The organism is Pseudomonas serbiensis, assembly GCF_030580745.1.
Lineage (GTDB): Bacteria > Pseudomonadota > Gammaproteobacteria > Pseudomonadales > Pseudomonadaceae > Aquipseudomonas > Aquipseudomonas serbiensis.
Window position 1 is genome coordinate 1 of the sequence record NZ_JAUQOO010000032.1, and the last position, 22,983, is coordinate 22,983.

The 22,983-nt window shown below is 56.2% G+C and carries 26 protein-coding genes; 13 read left to right on the plus strand and 13 right to left on the minus strand.

Going from position 1 to position 22,983, the window contains the following annotated elements:
- On the plus strand, positions 1 to 109 hold a 109-nt coding region (locus tag Q6A51_RS25745; RefSeq protein ID WP_304574666.1), incomplete at its 5' end, for an IS3 family transposase.
- 94 nt (positions 110 to 203) lie between these two features.
- Here the strand turns inward: Q6A51_RS25745 and Q6A51_RS25750 are convergent.
- The 7 genes from Q6A51_RS25750 to Q6A51_RS25780 are packed head-to-tail and all read right to left on the minus strand — an operon-like array spanning position 204 to position 5,541.
- Entirely contained in the window at positions 204 to 524 is a 321-nt protein-coding gene (locus Q6A51_RS25750; RefSeq protein ID WP_198728076.1) for a hypothetical protein, read from the minus strand.
- Positions 521 to 1,180, minus strand: coding sequence for a DUF1178 family protein (locus Q6A51_RS25755; RefSeq protein WP_232924628.1), 660 nt, complete (start codon positions 1,178 to 1,180; stop codon positions 521 to 523). The genes Q6A51_RS25750 and Q6A51_RS25755 overlap by 4 nt, the downstream gene beginning before the upstream one ends.
- Positions 1,177 to 2,523, minus strand: a complete 1,347-nt coding sequence (gene dnaB, locus Q6A51_RS25760) for a replicative DNA helicase (protein ID WP_304576024.1) — start codon at positions 2,521 to 2,523, stop codon at positions 1,177 to 1,179. Before dnaB ends, Q6A51_RS25755 begins: the two co-directional genes overlap by 4 nt.
- A complete protein-coding gene (locus Q6A51_RS25765; RefSeq protein WP_304576025.1) occupies positions 2,520 to 3,218 on the minus strand; it encodes a DUF2786 domain-containing protein in 699 nt (232 codons plus the stop codon). Before Q6A51_RS25765 ends, dnaB begins: the two co-directional genes overlap by 4 nt.
- Positions 3,218 to 3,898, minus strand: a complete 681-nt coding sequence (locus tag Q6A51_RS25770) for a hypothetical protein (RefSeq protein WP_198728073.1) — start codon at positions 3,896 to 3,898, stop codon at positions 3,218 to 3,220. Before Q6A51_RS25770 ends, Q6A51_RS25765 begins: the two co-directional genes overlap by 1 nt.
- A 1-nt stretch (position 3,899) precedes the next feature.
- Complete coding sequence (locus Q6A51_RS25775) at positions 3,900 to 4,679, minus strand: hypothetical protein (RefSeq protein WP_198728072.1); 780 nt, start codon at positions 4,677 to 4,679, stop codon at positions 3,900 to 3,902.
- Position 4,680: 1 nt separating this feature from the next.
- Entirely contained in the window at positions 4,681 to 5,541 is an 861-nt protein-coding gene (locus tag Q6A51_RS25780) for a ParA family protein (RefSeq protein WP_304576026.1), read from the minus strand.
- Between the two features lie 460 nt (positions 5,542 to 6,001).
- On the opposite strand from Q6A51_RS25780, the gene Q6A51_RS25785 reads away from it, so the two are divergent.
- Entirely contained in the window at positions 6,002 to 6,472 is a 471-nt protein-coding gene (locus tag Q6A51_RS25785; protein ID WP_304576027.1) for a cyclophilin-like fold protein, read from the plus strand.
- 24 nt (positions 6,473 to 6,496) lie between these two features.
- Here Q6A51_RS25785 and Q6A51_RS25790 read toward each other — a convergent pair whose 3' ends face one another.
- Positions 6,497 to 7,390 carry a LysR family transcriptional regulator gene (locus Q6A51_RS25790; protein WP_304576028.1) on the minus strand — a complete coding sequence of 298 codons (894 nt, stop codon included), beginning with the start codon at positions 7,388 to 7,390 and terminating at the stop codon, positions 6,497 to 6,499.
- A 290-nt stretch (positions 7,391 to 7,680) separates the two neighbouring features.
- Between Q6A51_RS25790 and Q6A51_RS25795 the strand changes: the two genes are divergently transcribed.
- A complete protein-coding gene (locus tag Q6A51_RS25795) occupies positions 7,681 to 8,697 on the plus strand; it encodes an XdhC family protein (RefSeq protein ID WP_201017846.1) in 1,017 nt (338 codons plus the stop codon).
- A gap of 140 nt (positions 8,698 to 8,837) precedes the next feature.
- Here the strand turns inward: Q6A51_RS25795 and Q6A51_RS25800 are convergent, their stop codons facing one another.
- Positions 8,838 to 9,746: a LysR family transcriptional regulator gene (locus tag Q6A51_RS25800; protein ID WP_304576029.1), complete on the minus strand. Its 909-nt coding sequence runs from the start codon at positions 9,744 to 9,746 to the stop codon at positions 8,838 to 8,840.
- 169 nt (positions 9,747 to 9,915) lie between these two features.
- Here Q6A51_RS25800 and arfB point away from each other — a divergent pair, with 169 nt between their 5' ends.
- Positions 9,916 to 10,329: an alternative ribosome rescue aminoacyl-tRNA hydrolase ArfB gene (gene arfB, locus Q6A51_RS25805; RefSeq protein ID WP_201003453.1), complete on the plus strand. Its 414-nt coding sequence runs from the start codon at positions 9,916 to 9,918 to the stop codon at positions 10,327 to 10,329.
- Here arfB and Q6A51_RS25810 read toward each other — a convergent pair.
- Positions 10,323 to 11,537, minus strand: coding sequence for an MFS transporter (locus tag Q6A51_RS25810; RefSeq protein ID WP_201003451.1), 1,215 nt, complete (start codon positions 11,535 to 11,537; stop codon positions 10,323 to 10,325). The genes arfB and Q6A51_RS25810 overlap by 7 nt on opposite strands.
- Before the next feature lie 150 nt (positions 11,538 to 11,687).
- A complete protein-coding gene (locus Q6A51_RS25815; RefSeq protein WP_201003449.1) occupies positions 11,688 to 11,867 on the minus strand; it encodes a hypothetical protein in 180 nt (59 codons plus the stop codon).
- Between Q6A51_RS25815 and Q6A51_RS25820 the strand changes: the two genes are divergently transcribed.
- Complete coding sequence (locus tag Q6A51_RS25820) at positions 11,847 to 12,257, plus strand: hypothetical protein (protein ID WP_304576030.1); 411 nt, start codon at positions 11,847 to 11,849, stop codon at positions 12,255 to 12,257. The genes Q6A51_RS25815 and Q6A51_RS25820 overlap by 21 nt on opposite strands.
- 5 nt (positions 12,258 to 12,262) lie before the next feature.
- On the opposite strand, the gene Q6A51_RS25825 is transcribed toward Q6A51_RS25820, so the two are convergent.
- Together Q6A51_RS25825 and phhA are read right to left on the minus strand one after the other, a co-directional pair.
- Complete coding sequence (locus tag Q6A51_RS25825) at positions 12,263 to 12,619, minus strand: 4a-hydroxytetrahydrobiopterin dehydratase (protein WP_201003447.1); 357 nt, start codon at positions 12,617 to 12,619, stop codon at positions 12,263 to 12,265.
- Between the two features lie 14 nt (positions 12,620 to 12,633).
- A complete protein-coding gene (gene phhA, locus Q6A51_RS25830; RefSeq protein ID WP_304576031.1) occupies positions 12,634 to 13,437 on the minus strand; it encodes a phenylalanine 4-monooxygenase in 804 nt (267 codons plus the stop codon).
- 226 nt (positions 13,438 to 13,663) lie between these two features.
- Between phhA and acs the strand changes: the two genes are divergently transcribed.
- The 8 genes from acs to Q6A51_RS25870 all read left to right on the plus strand — a co-directional run bounded on the left by acs (position 13,664) and on the right by Q6A51_RS25870 (position 22,863).
- Positions 13,664 to 15,619, plus strand: coding sequence for an acetate--CoA ligase (gene acs / locus Q6A51_RS25835; protein WP_304576032.1), 1,956 nt, complete (start codon positions 13,664 to 13,666; stop codon positions 15,617 to 15,619).
- Positions 15,620 to 16,141: 522 nt separating this feature from the next.
- Positions 16,142 to 16,918: an ABC transporter substrate-binding protein gene (locus Q6A51_RS25840; protein WP_201017842.1), complete on the plus strand. Its 777-nt coding sequence runs from the start codon at positions 16,142 to 16,144 to the stop codon at positions 16,916 to 16,918.
- 84 nt (positions 16,919 to 17,002) lie between these two features.
- Positions 17,003 to 17,692, plus strand: coding sequence for an ABC transporter permease (locus Q6A51_RS25845; RefSeq protein WP_201003439.1), 690 nt, complete (start codon positions 17,003 to 17,005; stop codon positions 17,690 to 17,692).
- Positions 17,689 to 18,387: an ABC transporter permease gene (locus tag Q6A51_RS25850; protein ID WP_201003437.1), complete on the plus strand. Its 699-nt coding sequence runs from the start codon at positions 17,689 to 17,691 to the stop codon at positions 18,385 to 18,387. The genes Q6A51_RS25845 and Q6A51_RS25850 overlap by 4 nt, the downstream gene beginning before the upstream one ends.
- A 1-nt stretch (position 18,388) precedes the next feature.
- Positions 18,389 to 19,501, plus strand: coding sequence for a succinylglutamate desuccinylase/aspartoacylase family protein (locus Q6A51_RS25855; RefSeq protein ID WP_304576033.1), 1,113 nt, complete (start codon positions 18,389 to 18,391; stop codon positions 19,499 to 19,501).
- A 22-nt stretch (positions 19,502 to 19,523) separates the two neighbouring features.
- A complete protein-coding gene (locus Q6A51_RS25860) occupies positions 19,524 to 20,288 on the plus strand; it encodes an ABC transporter ATP-binding protein (RefSeq protein ID WP_201003433.1) in 765 nt (254 codons plus the stop codon).
- Positions 20,289 to 20,420: 132 nt separating this feature from the next.
- Complete coding sequence (locus Q6A51_RS25865) at positions 20,421 to 21,413, plus strand: GlxA family transcriptional regulator (RefSeq protein ID WP_304576034.1); 993 nt, start codon at positions 20,421 to 20,423, stop codon at positions 21,411 to 21,413.
- A 232-nt stretch (positions 21,414 to 21,645) separates the two neighbouring features.
- A complete protein-coding gene (locus tag Q6A51_RS25870; protein WP_201003429.1) occupies positions 21,646 to 22,863 on the plus strand; it encodes an aspartate aminotransferase family protein in 1,218 nt (405 codons plus the stop codon).
- Positions 22,864 to 22,983: the final 120 nt, after the last annotated feature.

Below are 22,983 nucleotides of genomic sequence, written 5' to 3' on the forward strand. Positions count from 1 at the left end.
TGATTACATCGAGATGTTCTACAACGCAAAACGCCGCCATGGTTTCAACAATCAGCTCTCACCGGTAGAGTTTGAAAAACGTTACACAATGAGCTTGCAAGGTGTCTAGAGAATCCGGGGCGATTCAAACCGCACCTTGAAGCTGTCTTCTTTTTTCATATTGAGCATGACGTTGAACTGGTCATCGAGGACTGGCTGCTGAATCATTTTGCTGGCCTTCTTTTCAGAAATGATTGGCTCCGGAATGGAATCCGGTGTTTCACCGCAATATCCCGACAGCGTTGTTGAGGTTGGCCAAGTTCAATTGCCGCCTCAGCCAGTGTTCTTTTCTCGGTGGCCAGACGCTTGAGCTTTGCTAAGAGGTCTTCGTCGTTGAGAGGAACTGTGCAATCATGATCCGCAGAGATCACCTTGCGCCCGCTGGCCAAGAACTCTGCAATCGCTTTAGCCAAGCTTTCTTGTTCTTCTACCTTGGCAGCCAGCGGAGGTGGATCGTTATCCGATGTATCGAATCGATCTCTCATGTGCGACCTCCCTGATATTGATCAAGATGGCCAGCTTGAATGTGGACGATCTCAGCTTCCTGCTGATCGTTAAATTTCTCAGCGAGTTTTACGAGAAAGTCGCTCGAAGACTCACGGGTTCCAATGACTCTGAAAACGACCGTGCAGTGCTGGACTTCGCCTACGGGTTCAAGATTAGGTAAGACTGCAACTTGGTAACCACGACTTTGTAGGTGATGAGGTACCCACACTGACCAGAAGTAGCTTGATAGCAAAGCTGACGGGCAAAGTAGGTCTACCTGCTGAGTGCCCTGTGTGGTTGGTTCAAGTTTGATGTAACCGAGCTCGGCCATCGTTTGTAAAGACTCAGCCTGGTTGTTAGTGATGATCGTGTTGCTGTGTTTCATCAGCCGTTGTATGGCCTGTGCAAGAGCATCCAGCTCGATACCATTGATGCCGTGCGCGTGAGCGTACGCAAACGTTGAGTTTTGAAAGTCTTGTTGTGCATGAAAGCGAGGCAACCTGGGCTCTGACGCACTTAACAGGCTCTCTAGCTCGGTGCTGCCGCACACTGGACAGGCGAGAGTCGACTGATGGCGAATCTTGTGTTCTGGATGATGAAGGTTACATCCCAAGCACTGGTGGGTAATACGAAGCTCGTTTGAAGGCAAACTCATGCGGGTGCTCCTTGCCAAGTGCTGGCTGCAAGATTCTCAAAGCGGGTCTGATTAGCTATGAACGCTGTGCGTACAGTTCCAGTCGGACCGTTTCGGTTTTTACCGATGATCAGCTCAGCAATTCCTTTGTGCTCAGTCTCTGGGTGATAAACCTCATCTCGATACACGAACATGATCACATCAGCATCTTGCTCAAGTGATCCTGACTCGCGCAGATCTGCGTTCACTGGTCGTTTGTTTTGCCGCTGTTCCAAAGAGCGATTCAGTTGTGATAAGGCCACAACAGGGCAGACCATTTCTTTGGCCAACGCTTTCAATCCATTGGAAATCTCTGCGATCTCATTATTTCTATTTTCTTTGCCCGGACACTTCATCATTTGCAAATAATCGACCATGATTAAGCAAGGTTTACCGAAGCGTCGTGAGGCTCTTCTAGAGCGGGCACGAATCCCTGATGGCGTTTGGTCAGAAGAATCATCTATGACTAAACGTTCCCCATAACTATTGATGCGGCTGATTGCATATGTGAGTTTTGGCCAGTCTTCATCTTTAAGAGCACCGGTCATGAGGTTTTTTACGTCAATTCGGCCCAAAACTGCAATCAAACGGTACAGCAACAATCTGGCAGGCATCTCAATACTGTAGATTTGCACCGAGGACTCAGGATTCTTTTCGAGTGCAGCATCTACAAAGTTTAATGCAAGGCTTGTTTTGCCCATGCTTGGCCTGGCAGCCACAATAATTAATTCTGAGTCAGTCAATCCTCCGGTGAACTCATCCAGGCCTTTTATTCCGGTAGCCAGACCAACTACGGTTTCACCCTTATTGAACCGTGTGTCAATTTCATCAACCACCTGAGACAGAACTGTGTTGATATTTATGAAGTCGGACTTCTGGTGATTTTGGCCTATGCTGAATAAGTGTTGTTCAACTGCATCCTGAACATGGGCTGCATCTACCCTTTCTTCTGAGGCTTCACGGGTACACTGATAGCCGAACTGGATTAACCGGCGCAAATGAGCACGGTTTCTCACAATCTCAGCATATGCCTTGATGTTGGCCACAGATGGGGTGTTCTTGGCCAACTCCGATAGATAGGGCAGGCCACCGCTCTGATCAATCTCGCTCATCGAGGAGGACAGGGTGACAACGTCGAATGGACTGCCCAGTTTTGCCAGGCCTTCGATGGCCTGGAAAATCAGCTTGTGCTCACGGCGGAAAAAGTCTTCTGCCGTGACCACATCTGCAATCAGGTCCCACGCATCGTTATCAAGCATGAGCCCGCCGAGGATGCCTTGTTCGGCTTCGGTCGAGTGGGGTGGGGATAGTTCTGCGATGTTCATCGTCTACCCCCAATCGCGAGCACCGGCTGTGTGGTGTTGGCTACGCCACGATGCAGGGCAGCGTTTGCGCCTTGTTCCCATCCTGCGATTAACGACCGCTGATCGTGCCCAACTGCTTTTGTGGTTTTGTGTTCAGTTGTTGTCACGTTCGGATGGTGGACTGCCAGATATGCCGTAATGGCTTGCTGAGCTTCCGGATCCAGGTCCCCTGCAAATTGATTGACTTTGCTGCTCACTGCGGAAATCCATCCTTCAGCGAATATCTGCCCCCGCCGACGCTTCGTCGCCAGTTTGCACCGCTTCTGCGCTGAAACATGCTGGCTACGTGCTTGACGCAATTGGAGAACAAGCGAGGAATAGGCGTAAGCAGCTAGCTCGGGCGAGATTCCGACACCCACAAACTTGAATGACCAGCCTGTGTTATATGAGTTGTAAGCGAGGTAATCGCAATCAAAAGCTTGTGCGCAGACACCTGCTAGAGAGTGCATCCAGCCCGATGGCTGTCGTAATGTCTTTGTCGTGACGCTGTGTTCCGACGCAAGCGAGGCGTGCAACTCATCCTCAAGCAGATTGTGCTGCTTCATCAAGTTTCTGGCCTGACGTAGAGCCGTCTCAACTTCGTTCGGTGATGCGCCCTGCGAGTGCGCAAGAGCAAAGCACTTGGCTACTTTCTCTATGATTCTTTTACGGTCCATCAGTGAGCCCTCCCGGTTGAAGACGATGCCGAGGGGGAGGGCTCAATGGCCTGTACCAGATTGCTCAGAAACTCACGTTCGCTGTCACAGATCTTCAGTACACAGGATGTGACCAGGAATTTGAGTTCTTCAAGGTTTGCCTTAACGCTTTCATGTGGGTAGCTATTCAGGTACTCCCGAATAACCCCTTGGCATTCAGCAAACAGGTTGAAAGTGAAGTTTTCCACTCCACCATTTTTACGAGCAGCTCTGGCGTCAACAAGCAGCTCGGATTTGAATTCCTCAGGTGACTTTTCTGGCCTGAGCAGTACCAACTGGTTCAAGCAAATGGTTATGCATAGGCCACCGATCTGCTGGTCCAGTGAGTCGTTCAGAAACGGAAAGTGGGTGGCGGTGAGATCTTGTTCTTGCACACTCCTGGACTCATCAAGCTTGCGTGCTTTTGCGGCTTCAACGCCTAGATTGACTTTCTGTAGCAGCTCAATTGAGCGCTGTAGCAGATCCAGTTCGACAGGGGGGAGCAGCTTCCCGAGCCCTTGCTCAATGTTGACGACTTGGGACAGTACATTGGATGTTCTGGTCAGCTTGGCTTGGAATACGCGCAGTTGGCGGACATTCTGAAAGAGAGAAAGCTCCAACAGTTGATCAATCGGCAAATTCACAGCTTTTGGGAGGCTCATATTAATTGACCTCCTTCGCGACGTTGTCATCAGGCTTCACTTCTGGAGCCAGAGCCTCAGTCCACAGGCGGATGGTTTCCTGTTCTTCAGTGGTGAGTGAGGCACGGGCGAGTGCGTCACTGACTTTCTGTTGTAGAGCTTTGAGACGTTCGTCGACTTCAGAGCCGTCGTCGTATGCGATATCGGAAGTCAGATCACTGATCAGATCCCAGCGAATTGAGCTGAGGGTGTTTGCACGGTACGAGGCAAGGTTTGGCCACCCCAGGAGTCTAACGGGAGGGGCAAGCTCGTTGCGGTACTCTTGGTTTAGTTCAGAGGGTAAATGGTAGGTGCGGTAAACACCTGCACGATTGAATATCAGAGCTGCCTTGAGCAGGTTCAACAGATCGTATGTACCTGTGGTGGGCAATGGGTAATTGGTAGCTATAAGTTGTTTGGCGCGAGCGTCCCGAGCTTCCTGGCGACGCTTTGAGGCTTTTTCTACACGGACTTTCTTCTCTTTGGCGTGCTCAACCTGAGTGTTGACCGAGTCAATAAGCTCTGCAGCCTCACGAAGCAACTGGCGCTGTTCGAGGCTCAGGTGATCGCCCAGACGTCCCAGAAGGGCATCTTGGCGGTTGGAAGACATCTTTCCTCCATTACCTAACTTACGAAGCTCCCGTGCTGTACTGGTCAGCTTGGTCTGTATGCCTCGAAGCTCTTGTGAAGAATAGTGTTGATTCAACCGTTGCATGACTTCAGGCGTAATGCCTTCGGCTTTGGTCATAGGGGCTTTGGCCATTTCAACGACCCCCCGCCGATATTTTCGCTACTGCTTCTTCCGTGAGCACGTCAAAGTGCTCTTTCCATTCAGGAAACAACTCGATTGCCAGGCTCCGCACAATTTCCAATGCAGAAGGCGCGACCCGGTTGCTGGGCTGACGGTACTCAAGTCGGTGGGCTGCTATGCCCTTAGTGGAGGACACATGGAAGATTGTCAGCGCAGGGATGACGTTTTTGATGATCTGAATATATTCATTGTTTTCAAACGACTCCCGGATGGCTTGGTGAATTTCCCGAGCATCGGTTGTGTTATCCAACATGTTCACCACCACCCTGACAGGTGGAACCGGAAGCCCCAATAGGGCGTAGGAGCGTAGCCCTTCAAGCATCTGGACTGTGCCGCGGTGAAATTCACGTGCGGCCAGCATGTTAGGCGGAAGAGGTGAAACCGCGAGATCTGCTGCCAGCATGCACATTTCGAGCACGACACTACGTGCTCCCTGTGTATCGATCAGTACCAGATCGAACTGGTCTTTGAATGCCTTGATTAGTTGTGCCAGCCGCAGACGACCGTCTGGTGCCTGGAGCAGCAGGTTGATCAGTTGGTTGTTTTCATCATTTGAAAGGATTACCGACAGGTTCGGGATAACCGTCCTTGAAATGACCCGTTCTGGTCTGGTCTCGTTGGTTGCTATGAGCTCATAAATGCCGCCTGGAGCCTCATATGCAAGGGGAAAATAGGACGACAGTGATGGCTGAATTGGATCAAGGTCGATCAAAAGGGTGCGACGTCCAGCATCAGCACTGATTGCGCCCAGGTTTGCGCATACCGTGGTTTTCCCGGCACCGCCTTTGGTGTTTGCTACAGCAACAACTTTCATGGATTTAGCCTCTAATGGGGGACATTAGAGGCTGCTAAAGCTAGAGGTAAATCAGTGGCTTATGGCTTCGTTTTAAGGCTGAATCCAATTGACTTTTAACCAATTGGTCGTAGGTTCGAATCCTACACGACCCACCATTTTTCAGGTCTTGAGTAATTCGCTCGGGGCTTGTCTAAACAGATCCAATCAAGCGATCTGGCAGAAGTTTTAAGATCTTGTAGAGGGCCTGGAGACTATATGTCTCCGGGCCTTTTTCATTCAGGGTTTCCAATCTCCCACATCATTTCTCTGTATTCGCCGCATGACTAGCCGTTGAGGGCGTCGGAATCGCGCCGAGCCTGCTGGCGAGGCGAGAATCTTTGATGACTCTGATTCATGACTCCATTCGCTCCGGCAGGGTGCTTTCATCCGGCAGGTCGTTAAATATGACGACTTCATCCGAACGCTTCAGGAGACATGCATGCCGATCAGGACCGCTGCACTGATGGCTTGTCTGCTTGTGATCCCCATGGCTGCCGGTATCGTGGAAGCAGCGGGGACGCAAGACCGGTCCAGCACTCGTCAGGAGAACTCAATGCACATCAGCATCGAAATAGAAGGAACGACCCTCGCTGCCACACTGGAGGACAGTGAAGCGGCCAGGGATTTCGCATCTCTGTTACCCCTGACGCTGACCCTCAAGGATTATGCCGCGACCGAGAAGGTCAGTGATCTGCCCAGGCCTTTATCCACTGCTGGTGCTCCAGAAGGGGTGACACCTCGAACCGGCGACCTGGCCTACTATGCGCCTTGGGGCAACCTGGCGATCTACTACAAGGACTTCGGTTATTCCAAAGGGTTGGTAAAACTGGGGCGTCTCGATTCGGGGGTGGAGTTGATGCGTCAGCCAGGTACATTCAAGGCCACAATCCGCAGGGCACGGCAGCCATAGGGCATGCCATCGAAGGATGGCAGGCTACTCTTCGTAGCGCAGCTCATTGATGAGCGTCTGCATGGCCCGTGATTTTTCCCGCTTGCTGGAGTAGTAGAGGTGCAGGCCCGGAAAGCTCGGCCACCAGCTTTCCAGGACCGGGATCAGCGTGCCGTCATCAAAATGCGGCTGGGCCATGTCTTCGGGAACGTAGGCCAGCCCAAAGCCGGATACGGCGGCATTGAGGATCTGCTTGATGCCGTTGAAAATCAGTTTGCCTTTGACCCTGACGTTGATTTCCTGGCCGTCTTTCTTCAGTTCCCAGGCATAGAGCCCGCCGCGAGTTGGCAATCGCATGTTGATGCAGTCGTGATCTGTGAGGTCCTGGGGCTTGGCAGGCATGGTGCGCGATGCCAGATAGGACGGCGCACCCACAATAACCAGACGCATGTCCGGAGCTATGCGTACAGCTTCGGTTTCTTTCGTCAGCCCGTCCCCCAGGCGAATGCCGAAGTCGAAGTTTTCAGCCACGATATCGGTCAAGCCATAGTCGATGCACATCTCTACGTTGATTTGCGGATACTTGGGCAGGATCTGCGCCAGCTTCGGCCAGAGCAGGCTATCGATGGTGTGGTCGGTGGCCGTGATGCGTATATTGCCTGCAGGTGTGTCGCTGAGTTCTGCCACGGCGATCAACTCGGCCTCGATTGCCTTGAGTCGTGGCCCGACCGTTTGCAGCAGTCGCTCGCCGGCTTCGGTCACTGAAACACTGCGCGTGGTGCGGGTGAGAAGGCGCACGCCCAATCGTGCTTCAAGTCCCTGAATCGTATGACTGAGCATGGATTGAGAAATCCCCAACTGAGAGGCCGCGCGCGTGAAGCTGCGCTCGCGCGCAACTGCAATGAGTGCGAGCAGGTCACTGTAGTTTTCCTTGGGCATTAATCAACTCTCTGCATGGGAGGTGCGCAACTGTATCAAGACGGACACGGTGCTGCAGCTTTGAACTGTGCAGCATTTCTGTTTCGGCCCATGGCAGCGATATTGATCAATATCGCTCATGACTATATTCGTCCATATGGCCTTTTCTTGCAGTCGTCCGGGCTCTCTAATGAGTCATATCCCGAAAAGGGTGGGGGCGCGGATTTCAGCGCTGTCTTCTATATTTCCCGGCATGAGCAAACACATGGCCCAGGCTTTTCGCCACATCTTGAATGGACAGGACGTTGATCATGGCGAGTATTGATGTGCTGGTGCTGCGCACGGCCTGTGACTGGCTGGCCAGTGGTCATAAGGTTCTGCTTGCCACGGTTGTGCGGACCTGGGGTTCATCGCCCAGGCCTGTTGGTTCGATGATGGTGCTTCGCGATGATGGCAGGGCGGTTGGCAGTGTTTCCGGTGGCTGCATCGAGGATGATCTTATCCATCGCTACACCACGGCTTACAGTTCGGGCAGCATCCCGCAGATGCCGCCGGAGGTGGTGCGCTACGGAGTGAGTGCCGACGAAGCGCATCGGTTCGGGCTGCCATGTGGCGGCACACTGGAGCTGGTTCTGGAGTTCAGCCCTCCGCTGCAAACCCTGGAGCAACTGGTTGCCCGGCTTGAGCAGGGTTCTCTGGTGCGGCGCATCGTGAACCTGGCCGATGGCAGCGTGAGTCTGGAGGCGACGCCGACCCCTGAAGAACTCAAGTTTGACGGTGAGCGTCTGGTCAATACCCTTGGCCCAGGCTATCGCATGCTGCTGATCGGTGCCGGTGCCCTGGCCGAATATGTCTCGATCATGGCTCTGTTCAACGGGTTCAAGGTGACCGTGTGCGACCCGCGAATCGAGTACATGGATACCTGGGCAGTTGAGGGCGTGGAAAAGAGCACTGGCATGCCCGACGATGTGGTGGCGGCGTTTCGGCCCGACCTTCGGACCTGCATTATTGCCCTCAGCCACGACCCCAAGCTGGATGATCTTGCGCTGCTGGAGGCTCTGAAAAGTCAGGCGTTCTACATTGGCGCGATCGGATCGCGGCGCAATAACCAGAGCCGCAGAGAGCGGTTGATAACTCACTTTGGCGAAACCGAGGCTTCGTTGCAGCGCCTGCGTGGTCCTATCGGCGTCTATATCGGCAGCAAAACCCCAGCGGAAATCGCCGTCAGCGTCATGGCTGAAATTCTCGCCGCCAAGAACAATGTTCCACTGCCCAGAGAGGCTTCGGTCGCTATTGCGAAGAGGCTGGAGGAAAGTTGTAAGCTGTAAGTTTCAAGCGCCAAGCCTCAAGCTGCAAGCTTCAAGTCAAAAGCTTGTAGCTTGTAGCTTGTAGCTTGTAGCTTGTAGCTTGTAGCTTGTAGCTTGTAGCTTGTAGCTTGTAGCTTGTAGCTTAAGGCTTACAGCTGCTTTCATTCTTCATGCCTCAGCGCGGCGATCAGCAGAGACATTGCTCCCGAAGGCTGTCTGCGGCTCGGGTAGTACAGGTGAAAGCCCGACCACAGCGGGCACCATTCTTCCAGGCACTGGATGAAATGCCCGGAGCGGATATAAGGGCTGGCCATGTCTTCGGCGATATAGGCCAGACCCAGACCGGCAATCGCGGCGTCCAGGACTTCATACATGCTGTTGTAGACCAACTGACCCTCGACACGCACGTTGAGTGTGTTGCCATCGCGTTCAAGTTCCCAGGGCCACAGGCCGCCATGAGTGGCGAGCCTGAGGTTGATGCAGTTCTGGTTAACCAGATCCTCGGGAGTCTGAGGTATTGGGTAGCGGTCGAAGTAGGCCTTGGTGCCCACCACGGCAAAGCGGATGTCGGGGCTGATACGGACTGCAATCATGTCCTGATCAAGAAACTCACCGAGCCGCACGCCCGCGTCGTAGCGTTGCGCCGCGATGTCCACGATCTGGTTCTCGGAGCAAAGCTCGACCTTGATGGCGGGGTATCTGGGCAGAAACTTCTTCAGTTTTGCAGACAGCACGCTGCGGATGGCATGGTCGGAGGCCGTGATGCGGATTGTGCCGGTCGGGGTATCTCTCAGTTCTTGAAGCGACGCCAGTTCTGCGTCGATCTCTTCAAGTTGCGGGGCGACACTGCGCAGCAACCGCTCACCGGCTTCGGTAGGGGTGACGGTGCGGGTGTTACGCGCCAGCAGACGAACGCCCAGTGAGGTTTCCAGCCCTCGCACTGCATGGCTGACCGCCGACTGCGAAAGGCCCAGTTGTGCGGCACCACGGGTAAAACTGCGCTCACGGGCTACAGCAATGAATGCCAACAGGCCACTGAAGTAATCGCGCAGTGCGAAGTCCCTGATCATTTATGACTCTCTTGTCTGGTTCCGGGCTCTGCTCCCGGTCCGGGCAGCATACCTCTATTGTTCATGATCCAGAAAAGTCTGTCTGAGTGCATAAGGCCATGAATCAGATTGATCAGTGTGATTTTTTAATCGCGAGTAAGATGCTCTCTGCAATTGCCACGAGAACCCAATGTTAATCATCTCCAACAATGTTCATCTGCCGGACGCTGAAATCGAGTGGACGGCCATTCGTGCGCAAGGCGCGGGTGGGCAGAACGTCAACAAGGTTTCCAGCGCGGTGCATTTGCGTTTCGACATCAACGCTTCGTCGTTGCCGCCGTTCTACAAGGAAAGGTTGCTGGCGTTGCGCGACAGCCGCATTACCGGTGACGGGGTCATTGTGATCAAGGCGCAACAGTACAGGACCCAGGAGCAGAACCGGGCCGATGCGTTGCTGCGTCTGAGCGAGCTGATCGTCAGCGCCACCAAGGTAGAAAAGAAGCGACGCCCCACCAAGCCGACTCTGGGTTCCAGGACCCGTCGGCTGGATACCAAGAGCAAACGGGGTTCGATCAAGGCCGGGCGGGGCAAGGTGGATTACTGATGAAGTTTCTGTTCCCGTAATACCTGCGCCTGCTTGTACAGATAGATGCTCAAGGCCAGCCCGCTCAGCGAGGCCAGCGCCGCGAACAGGAAGATCGACACAAAGCCGAACCCGGCAGCAATGGCGCCTGCCAGCGGGCCGGTGATGCCCAGTGACAAGTCGACGAACAGCGAGTAGGCACCCACCGCTGCGCCTCGGCTGGCAGCCGGCACCAGATTCACGGCTTCGACGCCCAGTGCCGGGAAGACCAGCGAAAACCCGAAACCGCTCAAGGCCGCTCCGGCCAGTGCCAGGCTTGGCGTGGGAGCTACCCAGAGCAGCAGCAATCCCAGGCTTTCCACCGACAGGCAGGCAATCGCCACACGAAAGCCGCCCAGGCGATTGATGAGGTTGCCGAACAGCAGGCGCGCAATGATGAAGCAGGCCCCGAACAGGCTCAGGCACAAGACCGCGTTGGGCCAGTTGTTACTGGCGTAATACAGGGTGATGAAGGTCGCGATGGTGCCGAAACCGATAGCACCCAGCGCCAGGCCCATGCCATGGGGGAAAACCAGCTTCAGCACATGGGTAAAGGGCAGGCGTTCGCCCTGCACGATAGGCGCTGCCTGTTTTTTCAGGGTCAGCAGAAGACCGAGCGAGGACAGTGCAATGATGCTCGCGCCCATGGTCCACAGGCCTAGCGACTTGACCAGCCACACACCCAGGGGCGCGCCGATCGCCAATGCGCCATAGCTGGCGATACCGTTCCAGGAAATGACTTTGGCGGTGTTGTTCGCGCCGACCCGACCGATGCCCCAGCCAATCGACCCGGAGCCCACGAGGCTTTCGGCGCTGCCCAATAAGATCCGGCCGACAAACAGGCTGATCAGGCTCGCAACAGGCCAGCCGGACATACCGATGGGCAGCAGCATGAAGACGCCGCTGAGCCCGCATCCCGCCAGACCGTACTGCACGGCTTTCTTGCAACCCAGGTTATCGATGATGCGGCCTGCCCATGGCCTGCTGACCAGTGTGGCCAGATATTGCACGCTGATGACCAGCCCGGCCGTTACTGCACCGAACCCCAGATCGGTATGCACATAACCGGGCAGCACTGCGAGCGGGATACCGATATTCAGGTAGCCGATGAACGTGAAAAAAACGATGGAAACGACTTGCAACGTAACCTTCAAGGGTGGTTGCGGGGTGGCGTCTTGTATCTGGGGCATGGGGTGGCGGACCCTTGTGGCGACGGATTGGCGAGAGGCGGGCATGAAACTGGCGCAGGAAAAATCCTTAGCAAGCTCTCGAAGTTGCCATGATAACGATCCAGCGGCGGGTAGAGGTGATAAAAGCGAGGTTAAAGCGCAGTGAGTGACTTACCCGTTGCTGGAAGCCACGAGCTGAGTGGTGATCAGGGCTGCCAGAGCGTTTTCCTGAGTGCCGAAACGTGCGAGCAGGGCGCTCTGTTTCTCCGGGCTGAGGCGCTCCCAGATATTGATCATTTTTTCGGCAGCGCCAATAAGGGCTTTGGCCTGGTGTTCGGTAAAGTCGGTCATGAATCCGTTTTTTCGTCGGTGGTTTTCCAGGCGTATCGAAACTCGGTCAAACCGGTTTCCATACGCCTGAAAACAATCGCCTTCAGTCTTTGCTTCGGGCTTTTTGGCTGGTTTGAGCCAGCGATGCTGCTTTCATTGCTGCAGTTTGACCAAGCTCCTGTTGAGCCAGGGGAGACTGCTTTGGTTCCTGTTGACTTGGGAAGGGGAAGTTTGGAATTTCATGCATCGTCGTCGCCTCGCAAGGGTTTGCAGATTGAACCGTGCTTTAAAAAGCTCCTGCAGGATACAACACTGAAAATGACAAACCGGATATTTTTTCAGTCCGTTGGTCCATTCGTGAAACAAAAAACGATTTTCAGTGTCCTGCGCAAGGCGCTCCAGTGCCAGTAAAACCGTTACTTGCGGCCCTCGGCGCCCTGTGCAACCTGGTCGGTGCGGGCTGCCATGATGAAGTCGTTGCGATGCAGCCCCTTGATCGAATGGCTCCACCAGGTAACGGTCACTTTGCCCCATTCGGTCAGCAGGCCTGGATGATGGCCTTCGGCTTCGGCAATCTCGCCGACTGCATTGGTGAAGGCCAGGGCGAATCTGAAGTTCTTGAAGAGGTAGACCTTCTCAAGCTGCATCACGCTGTCGCGCACTTCAATGTTCCAGTCGGGGATCTGTTTGATCAGATCGGCCAGTTCGGTTTCGCTGACCTGCGGCGCGTCGGCGCGGCAGGCTTCGCAATGGGCTTGGTTCAGAGATGACATGCCAGGACTCCTGTTCAGGCCGCATGGTTTTTTGTGGGCGGCCGTGGCTCGAATTTAGGGGAATGCAGGCCCATCTGCATGGCTTGCCCGACCAGACTCATGATGTCTTCATGAGCCAGATCAAACAGACGCTTCAGGCTGGGCAATACGAAATAAACGGGTTGCAGAATGTCGATGCGATAAGGCGTGCGCATCGCTTCCAGTGGGTCGAAAACCTGATGTTCCGGTGCCGTGGACAGGCTGTAAACCGCTTCCTTGGGTGAAGAAAGGATGCCGCCGCCATATATCCTGCGCCCTTGTGCCGTATCCACCAGGCCAAACTCGATGGTCATCCAGTACAGCCGCGCCAGATAGACGCGCTGTTCCTTGCTCGCGTTCAGGCCCAGCTTGCCATAGGTGTGGGTGAATTCGGCGAACCAGGGGTTGGTCAGCAACGGACAGTGGCCGAAGATCTCATGGAAGATATCGGGCTCTTGCAGGTAGTCGAGTTCTTCTTCGGTGCGAATGAAGGTTGCCACCGGAAAGCGCTTGCTGGCCAGTAGCTCAAAGAAGGTCTGGAAGGGAATCAATGCAGGTACACGTTCAACCTGCCAGCCGGTTGTGGCACCCAGCACCTTGTTGATTTCACCAAGCTGCGGAATGCGTTCATGGGGCAGGTTCAACTGTTCGATGCCGTCCAGATATTCCTGGCAGGCACGGCTCTCGATCACCTTCATCTGACGGGTGATCAGGGTGTTCCAGACTGCGTGTTCGGCAGGCGGATAATCAATGAAGCCTCTGGCGTCGGGTTCGCGGGCCACGTATTGCGTCTGGCTCATGCTGACCTCTCCCTCGGGGAGTTATTGTTTTTTTACAGGGTAGCCTGATTGGGCTGGCGGCGACATACCGTTGTGGGCGCGCTGAACTTTTTTCTTCGGCTTGTCCCCCTTGCACATGGGGGCGCGAAAGAGTAAAGGCGGTAAGACCATCGTCGAATGGCCCCATGAGTTGTGGCGGGATACAACAGAGTCATAAAACAACAACTATTCCACCGAGGTATCCAAGATGAGTGCAGCTTCTCTGTACCCCGTGCGCCCAGAAGTCGCAGCCAATACGCTGACCGATGAGGCGACCTACAAGGCCATGTATCAACAGTCGGTGGTCAACCCCGACGGTTTCTGGCGCGAGCAGGCCGGGCGCCTCGATTGGATCAAACCATTCACTAACGTCAAACAGACTTCCTTTGACGATCACCGGGTCGACATCAAGTGGTTTGCCGACGGCACACTGAACGTCGCTTACAACTGCCTGGATCGCCATCTGGAAGAGCGTGGCGACAGCATCGCGATCATCTGGGAAGGTGACGATCCTTCCGAGCACCGCAACATCACCTACCGCGAGTTGCATGAAGAAGTCTGCAAGTTCGCCAACGCCCTGCGTGGTCAGGATGTGCATCGCGGTGATGTCGTCACCATTTATATGCCCATGATCCCCGAGGCTGTGGTCGCCATGCTGGCTTGCGCCCGGATCGGAGCGATTCACTCGGTCGTGTTCGGCGGCTTCTCGCCTGAAGCGCTGGCCGGCCGGATCATCGACTGCCATTCCAAGGTCGTGATCACCGCCGATGAAGGTTTGCGCGGCGGCAAGAAAACCCCGCTCAAGGCCAACGTCGACCGGGCATTGACCAACCCTGAAACCAGCAGCGTGCAGAAGGTCATTGTCTGCAAGCGTACCGGTGGCGAGATCGAGTGGAACCGTCACCGCGACATCTGGTACCACGCTCTGCTGGAAGTGGCATCGAGCATCTGTGCGCCGAAAGAGATGGGCGCTGAAGAGTCGCTGTTCATCCTTTACACCTCCGGCTCCACCGGCAAGCCCAAAGGCGTGCTGCACACCACTGCCGGTTATCTGTTGTATGCCGCGCTGACCCATGAGCGCGTGTTCGACTACAAGCCAGGCGAAATCTACTGGTGTACGGCGGACGTGGGCTGGGTCACTGGTCACAGCTACATTGTCTACGGCCCGTTGGCCAATGGCGCGACCACTCTGTTGTTCGAGGGCGTGCCGAACTATCCGGACATCACCCGCCTGTCGAAAATCGTCGACAAGCACAAGGTCAATATCCTCTATACCGCGCCGACCGCGATTCGCGCCATGATGGCCGAAGGCACCAAGTCCATGGAGGGTGCAGACGGTTCCAGTCTGCGCCTGCTGGGTTCGGTGGGCGAGCCGATCAACCCTGAGGCCTGGGGCTGGTACTACGACACTGTGGGCAAGAAAAACTGCCCGATTGTCGATACCTGGTGGCAGACCGAAACCGGCGGCATCCTGATCAGCCCGTTGCCGGGTGCAACAGCCCTGAAACCCGGTTCGGCCACACGTCCGTTCTTCGGCGTGATTCCGGCGCTGGTGGACAATCTGGGCAACCTGATCGAAGGTGCGGCTGAAGGCAATCTGGTGATTCTGGATTCCTGGCCAGGTCAGTCGCGTTCGCTGTATGGCGACCATGACCGTTTCGTCGATACCTACTTCAAGACCTTCCGTGGCATGTACTTCACGGGTGACGGTGCTCGTCGCGACGAAGACGGCTACTACTGGATCACCGGGCGCGTGGATGACGTGCTCAACGTTTCCGGCCACCGCATGGGTACCGCCGAGATCGAGAGCGCGATGGTTGCGCACCCGAAAGTCGCCGAAGCCGCTGTGGTGGGTGTGCCCCATGATCTGAAAGGGCAGGGCATCTACGTTTACGTCACCCTCAATGCAGGCGAAGTGCCGGACGAAGCATTGCGTATCGAGTTGCGTAACTGGGTGCGCAAGGAAATCGGGCCGATTGCCTCACCTGATTTCATTCAGTGGGCGCCGGGCTTGCCGAAAACCCGTTCTGGCAAGATCATGCGCCGTATCCTGCGCAAGATCGCCACGGGCGAATACGACGCACTGGGCGATATCTCGACCCTCGCCGATCCGGGCGTGGTCCAGCATCTGGTCGATACCCACAAGACCATGAGCGCTGCATGACCTCCTGAGTCAACGAAACGCCCCGTCCAGTACGGGGCGTTTTCATTTTCAGGAACGGATTCATGGTTTTGAAAAGGGATATATATCGATGTGTTACCCGTTCACTCAGCCCGCATCAGGTGTGCTTCCTTGTGGGACGAATTGATAGGGATTTGTAGGAATACGGTGCAATTACTGGCCTCTCGTCAGCGGTATGCAATGCTGGACTTGCCGTATTAGAAGGCTTTGCCAATAATGGGCGCGATTTTTGCTGCATTAACTGCTTTTCTTGATTTTTAGAATCATGAAGTTTTTGATAAGTCAATGAGGTGTTGTGGGTTTCTCGGTGCATCTGTAACTAGTTGTCGCATTGAAGAAATATCGACTTCGTACCTGCCGCTAAAATGCCCCTCACTTGTCAGAGGTCCTCTGGCCGGAATTCGGTATCAGTTGCCTGGCGTCGCTCTCTCCGGATTGTTCTTTCGCATCTTGGGCTACCGCTCACTTTGCCATTTGTCGTGTTTTACCGATGGAGTCCTGTAAATGAAAAAGCTCATGCTTCTTGGCGCGCTGGCGTTGTCTGTGCTTGCCCAGCCGGTTTTTGCCGATGAAAAACCGCTCAAGATCGGTATCGAAGCCGCTTACCCTCCGTTCGCCTCCAAAGCACCCGATGGCAGCATCGTGGGTTTTGACTACGACATCGGTAATGCCCTGTGTGAAGAGATGAAGGTCAAATGTACCTGGGTCGAGCAGGAGTTCGACGGCCTGATCCCGGCACTCAAGGTGCGCAAGATCGACGCAATCCTGTCTTCGATGTCCATCACGGACGATCGCAAGAAGTCCGTGGACTTCACCGGCAAGTACTACAATTCCCCGGCTCGTCTGGTGATGAAGGAAGGCACCGCGGTCAGCGACAGCCTCGCTGAACTCAAGGGCAAGAAAATCGGTGTGCAACGTGGCTCGATCCATGAGCGTTTTGCCCGTGAAGCCCTGGCACCGCTGGGTGTGGAAGTCACGCCTTACGGTTCCCAGAACGAAATCTACCTGGATATCACCGCTGGTCGTCTGGACGGCACCGTTGCTGATGCGACTCTGTTGCAGGACGGCTTCCTGAAAACCGACGCTGGCAAGGGCTATGCTTTCGCCGGGCCTTCGTTCACCGATCCGAAATACTTCGGTGAAGGCATTGGCATCGCCGTTCGTAAGGGCGACAAGGCCAACCTGGACCGGATCAACGCTGCCATCGCTGCGATTCGTGCCAACGGCAAGTACAAGGCAATCCAGGACAAGTACTTCGATTTCGATATCTACGGCAAGTAACGTCAGGTTCCTGATCTGGATGGCGCAAACAGGGCAGCCTGGATTGCGCCATTTTTTATACCCATGCTTGAGGACCGCACACACATGTTGAAAGGCTACGGGGCTGTAATCCTCGAAGGTGCCTGGCTGACCTTGCAGTTGGCCCTGTCATCGATGGCCCTGGCAATCGTTCTCGGTCTGATTGGCGTGGCGCTGCGTCTGTCGCCGCTGCGCTGGCTGGCGTGGTTGGGGGATCTTTATTGCACGGTGGTTCGCGGCATTCCCGATCTGGTCCTGATTCTCCTGATCTTCTACGGCGGTCAGGACCTGCTCAACCGGGTCGCGCCCCTGCTGGGCTTCGACGACTATATCGACCTCAACCCTTTGCTGGCCGGGATCGGTACGCTGGGGTTCATCTTCGGTGCCTACCTTTCCGAAACCTTTCGCGGTGCCTTCATGGCCATTCCCAAGGGGCAGGCCGAGGCTGGCATGGCGTATGGCATGAGCCGTCTCAAGGTGTTTTTCCGGATACTGGTGCCGCAGATGATTCGCCTCGCGATTCCCGGTTTTACCAATAACTGGCTGGTACTCACCAAGGCGACCGCGCTGATTTCCGTGGTCGGCCTGCAAGACATGATGTTCAAGGCCAAGCAGGCGGCAGATGCCACCCGCGAGCCTTTTACCTTTTTCCTGGCGGTAGCTGCGATGTATCTGGTGATTACCAGTGTTTCGCTGCTCGCCTTGCGTTATCTGGAAAAACGCTACTCCGTGGGCGTAAAGGCGGCTGACCTATGATCTTCGACTACAACGTCGTCTGGGAAAGCCTGCCGCTGTACTTTGGCGGCTTGCTGGTAACCCTGAAACTACTCGGTATTTCCTTGGCTTTCGGTTTGCTCGTGGCCTTGCCGCTGGGCTTGATGCGGGTCTCAAAGCGTCGCTGGGTCAATCTGCCGGCATGGCTGTATACCTACGTGATTCGTGGCACGCCTATGCTGGTGCAGTTGTTCCTGATCTATTACGGGCTGGCCCAGTTCGAGGCAGTGCGTGAAAGCGTCATGTGGCCGCTGCTGTCCAGTGCCAGCTTCTGCGCCTGTCTGGCGTTTGCGATCAATACCAGCGCCTACACGGCCGAGATCATTGCTGGCAGTCTCAAGGCAACACCGGCTGGCGAGATCGAAGCGGCCAGGGCTGTGGGCATGTCGCCGCTCAAGATGTATCGCCGCATTCTGCTGCCTTCCGCACTGCGCCGGGCGCTGCCGCAATACAGCAATGAAGTCATCATGATGCTGCAGACCACCAGTCTGGCCTCCATCGTGACTCTCATCGACATCACGGGCGCGGCGCGCACGGTCAATGCTCAGTACTACCTGCCTTTCGAGGCTTATATAACCGCAGGCGTTTTCTATTTGTGCCTGACATTCATTCTGGTGCGGCTGTTCAAGATAGCTGAACGTCGCTGGCTGGGTTACCTGGCCCCACGGAAGGTCTGACATGCAAAGAACCGATCATGTATTGCCGTGGGGCAGCCTCGGCACCGAGCGTCAACTGAGTGTCTTCCGCTTCGGCAGCGGCGAACGCAAGGCCTATATCCAGGCCAGCCTGCACGCCGATGAATTGCCGGGTATGCGTACGGCCTGGGAGCTGAAAAAGCGCCTCGGTCAGCTTGAAGAGCAGGGCGCGCTCAAGGGCGTCATTGAACTGGTGCCGGTGGCCAATCCGCTGGGGCTTGGGCAACTGCTGCAGGGCGCGCATCAAGGGCGCTTCGAGTTTGGCAGCGGCAAGAACTTCAACCGCGATTTCACCGAACTGAGCGAGCCAGTCGCCGAGTTGCTTGAAGGCCAGTTGGGTGACGATCCCCGCGCCAATATTCAACTGATTCGTCAGGCCATGACCGTTGCGCTTGAGCGTCTGCCTGCGCCGCAAAGCGAGTTGCAAGGCATGCAGCGTGTGCTGCTCGGTCATGCCTGCACCGCCGATGTGGTGCTCGATCTGCATTGCGATGCCGATGCGGCGCTGCACATGTATGCCTTGCCGCAACACTGGCCGCAGTGGCGTTCACTGTCGGCGCATCTGGATGTGAAGGTCGCGCTGCTGGCTGAAGACTCGGGCGGCAGTTCCTTCGATGAAGCCTGTTCGTTGCCGTGGTTGCGCCTTTCGCGAATTTTCCCCGAGGCACAGATTCCCCTGGCCTGTCTGGCGACGACCATCGAACTGGGCGGTCAGGCCGATACCGGCAAGGCCGAGGCCGAAGCTCATGCCGAAGGCATTCTGGCGTTTCTGGCCGAGCAGGGCTTTATCAGCGGCGACTGGCCGAAACCCGATCGAGAGGCCTGCGAAGGCATGCCGTTCGAGGGCACCGAATTGCTCTATACACCTCATCCCGGCGTGGTGACGTTCCTGCGCGCTGCCGGGAGCTGGGTCGAGGTCGGCGAGCCCTTGTTTGAAGTCATCGATCCGTTATCCGATCGGGTCAGCACCATCTGTGCGAATACTGCCGGTGTGTTATTCGCCATCGAGCGGCTTCGCTATGCTCAACCGGGTTTCTGGCTGGCCAAAGTGGCGGGGCGTACTGCGCTGCGTCACGGGCGTCTGCTCAGTGACTGACTGTCTTGTGAGAATCGAAAGCATGAACAAACTGGAAGTCCAGGACCTGCACAAGCGTTATGGCAGTCATGAAGTGATCAAGGGAGTTTCCCTGACAGCCAAGGCAGGCGATGTCATCAGTATCATCGGCTCCAGCGGCTCGGGTAAAAGCACATTTCTGCGTTGCATCAATCTGCTTGAACAACCCCATGCCGGCAAGATCCTGCTCAACAACGAAGAACTCAAGCTGGTGCCGAACAAGGAAGGCGGCCTGAAGGCGGCCGACCCCAAGCAGTTGCAGCGCATGCGTTCGCGTCTGTCCATGGTGTTTCAGCACTTCAACCTGTGGTCGCACATGACGGCCTTGCAGAACATCATCGAAGCGCCGGTGCATGTGCTGGGCGTGCCGAAAAAGGAAGCGCTGGAAAAGGCCGAGCATTATCTGGCCAAGGTGGGCGTAGCCCATCGCAAGGATGCCTATCCGGGTCATATGTCCGGTGGCGAGCAGCAGCGAGTGGCGATAGCCCGTGCCTTGGCCATGGAGCCGGAGGTCATGCTGTTCGATGAACCGACCTCTGCGCTGGACCCGGAGCTGGTCGGCGACGTGCTCAAGGTCATGCAGGGGCTGGCTCAGGAGGGCCGGACCATGGTGGTGGTCACTCACGAAATGGGTTTTGCCCGTGAGGTGTCGAACCAGCTGATTTTCCTGCACCAGGGTGTGGTGCTGGAGCGGGGAGACCCGCGAGAGGTGCTGGTCAATCCGCAGTCCGAGCGTTTGCAACAGTTCCTCTCGGGCAGCCTCAAGTAATCATCGGCGTCGCTTCGGCGATGTCTTTTACAACAGAACAGGGCATGCTGCGCACCACGCAACATGACCTGGCCACTCCAGAGCGAGCCTGTTGAGGTTCAGCCCTTGAGGCGATACGTATCGGATGTCCCAATGACTGCCCATCGAATAGGTTTCCTTGTCTGGCCCGGCACCAAAGCCTTGACCCTGGCGTTGGCTGAGGAAGCCTTGCGTGTTGCCCAGAGCGTTCACCCTGACGTGGTCTATGAATTGTCATTCCTCCAGGCCGAGGTTGCCGACGAACCTGCTGTCGCGGGTGAATGGCAATTGCCGGGTGAGCCGTGGACCGGTCGCATCGACGGGTTTCAGAAGCTGTTCCTGCTGGCGGACGAGCCGCCCGCTCCGATGTCGGCAGCTCTGGCCAGTGCCCTCAAGCAAGTGGTGCGTGCCGGGTGTGCGATTGGTGGGCTTTCTGCTGGCGTGTATCCGCTGGCACAGCTTGGCTTGCTCGATGGTTATCGGGCCGCCGTGCACTGGCGCTGGCAGGATGATTTCAGCGAACGCTTCCCCAAAGTCATTGCTACCAGTCACTTGTTTGACTGGGATCGTGACCGGCTGACCGCCTGTGGCGGTATGTCGGTGCTGGATCTGTTGCTGGCGGTCCTGTCCCGTGATCATGGCGCGGAACTGGCCGGTGCCGTCTCCGAAGAGCTGGTGGTCGAGCGCATTCGCGAAGGCGGCGAGCGCCAGCGCATCCCGTTGCAGAATCGCCTGGGCTCCAGCCATCCGAAGCTGACCCAGGCGGTCCTGTTGATGGAGGCCAATATCGAAGAGCCGCTGACCACCGATGAAATCGCCCAGCATGTCTGCGTGTCGCGTCGGCAACTGGAGCGGATCTTCAAGCAGTACCTCAATCGCGTGCCAAGTCAGTATTACCTGGAGCTGCGTCTCAACAAGGCGCGGCAGATGCTGATGCAGACCAGCAAATCGATCATCCAGATCGGCCTGTCCTGCGGCTTCTCCTCCGGCCCGCACTTCTCCAGCGCCTACCGCAATTTCTTCGGCGCCACCCCGCGTGAAGACCGCAACCAGCGCCGCAGCAACAGCCCTTTCGAGCTATCTTCCGTTCCAGCCGAGCGTGGTTGATGGGCTTCGCGAATGAATTCGCTCCTGCGAGGTGTAGGAGCGAATTCATTCGCGAAAGCAGATAAACTGCGCCTTTGTGACGCAATATGTCGCATTGCCGAAAACTCTGAAAAAAACCGGTTTTGCGCTGTAACAAGATGTCGCCTGGCGACAAGGCCGAACAGAAATCAATCCTTACAATCTTCCCATCGCTTGCCGGTTTCAGGCAGGCGTTCCTCTTCAGGAGACTCCGATGTCCGTTGAGCAAGCTGCGGTGCAACGCGCCGATTTCGACCAGGTGATGGTCCCCAACTATGCACCGGCCGGGTTCATCCCCGTGCGTGGCGCGGGCTCCCGGGTCTGGGATCAGGCCGGGCGTGAGCTGGTGGATTTCTCCGGCGGGATTGCCGTCAACGTACTGGGCCATTGCCATCCGGCGCTGGTCGGTGCATTGACTGAGCAGGCCAACAATCTGTGGCATGTCTCCAACGTCTTCACCAACGAGCCGACCTTGCGTCTGGCCCGCAAACTGGTGGACTCGACCTTCGCCGAGCGCGTGTTCTTCTGTAACTCCGGTGCCGAGGCCAACGAAGCGGCCTTCAAACTGGCGCGTCGCGTTGCCCACGACCTTCATGGCCCGGAAAAGTACGAAATCATCGCGGCCCTGAACAGCTTCCACGGCCGCACCCTGTTTACCGTAAGCGTCGGTGGCCAGCCCAAGTACTCCGATGGTTTCGGGCCGAAGATCACGGGTATCAGCCATGTGCCATACAACGATCTGGAAGCACTGAAAGCCGCCGTGACCGACAAGACCTGCGCCGTGGTTCTGGAGCCGATCCAGGGCGAGGGCGGTGTCTTGCCTGCCGAGCTTGAATATCTGCAAGGCGCTCGCAAGCTGTGCGACGAGCACAATGCATTGCTGATCTTCGATGAAGTGCAGAGCGGCATGGGCCGTAGCGGCCATCTGTTTGCCTACATGCATTACGGCGTGACCCCGGACATCCTTTCCAGTGCCAAGAGCATTGGTGGCGGTTTCCCTCTGGCGGCAATGCTGACCACCGAGAAACTGGCCAAGCACTTTGCCGTTGGCGTACACGGCACGACCTACGGCGGCAACCCGCTGGCTTGTGCGGTAGGCGAGGCGGTGATCGATGTCGTCAATACCCCTGAGGTATTGAAGGGCGTAGAAAGCAAGCATCAGAAGTTCAAGACCCGTCTGGAAGCGATCGGCCAGCAATATGGCGTGTTCACTGAAGTGCGCGGCCTTGGCCTGCTGATCGGTTGCGTGCTGTCCGATGCCTGGAAAGGCAAGGCCAAGGACATCTTCAACGCGGCAGAAACCGAGAACCTGATGATCCTGCAAGCCGGCCCGGACGTGGTTCGCTTCGCGCCAAGTCTGGTTATCGAAGATGCCGACATCGAAGAAGGCCTGAACCGCTTCGAGCGCGCCATCGCCAAACTGACAGCCTGATTCATCGCTTGACCTTCCGGTGTTCGCCTTGTGGCGGGCGCCGGACATTTTTCCTGTGCCGGGCGGCTTTCAGGCTGCTCGGTGCTCTTTTTAGTGCCGGTGTTTCCGGCCTGTGATCTG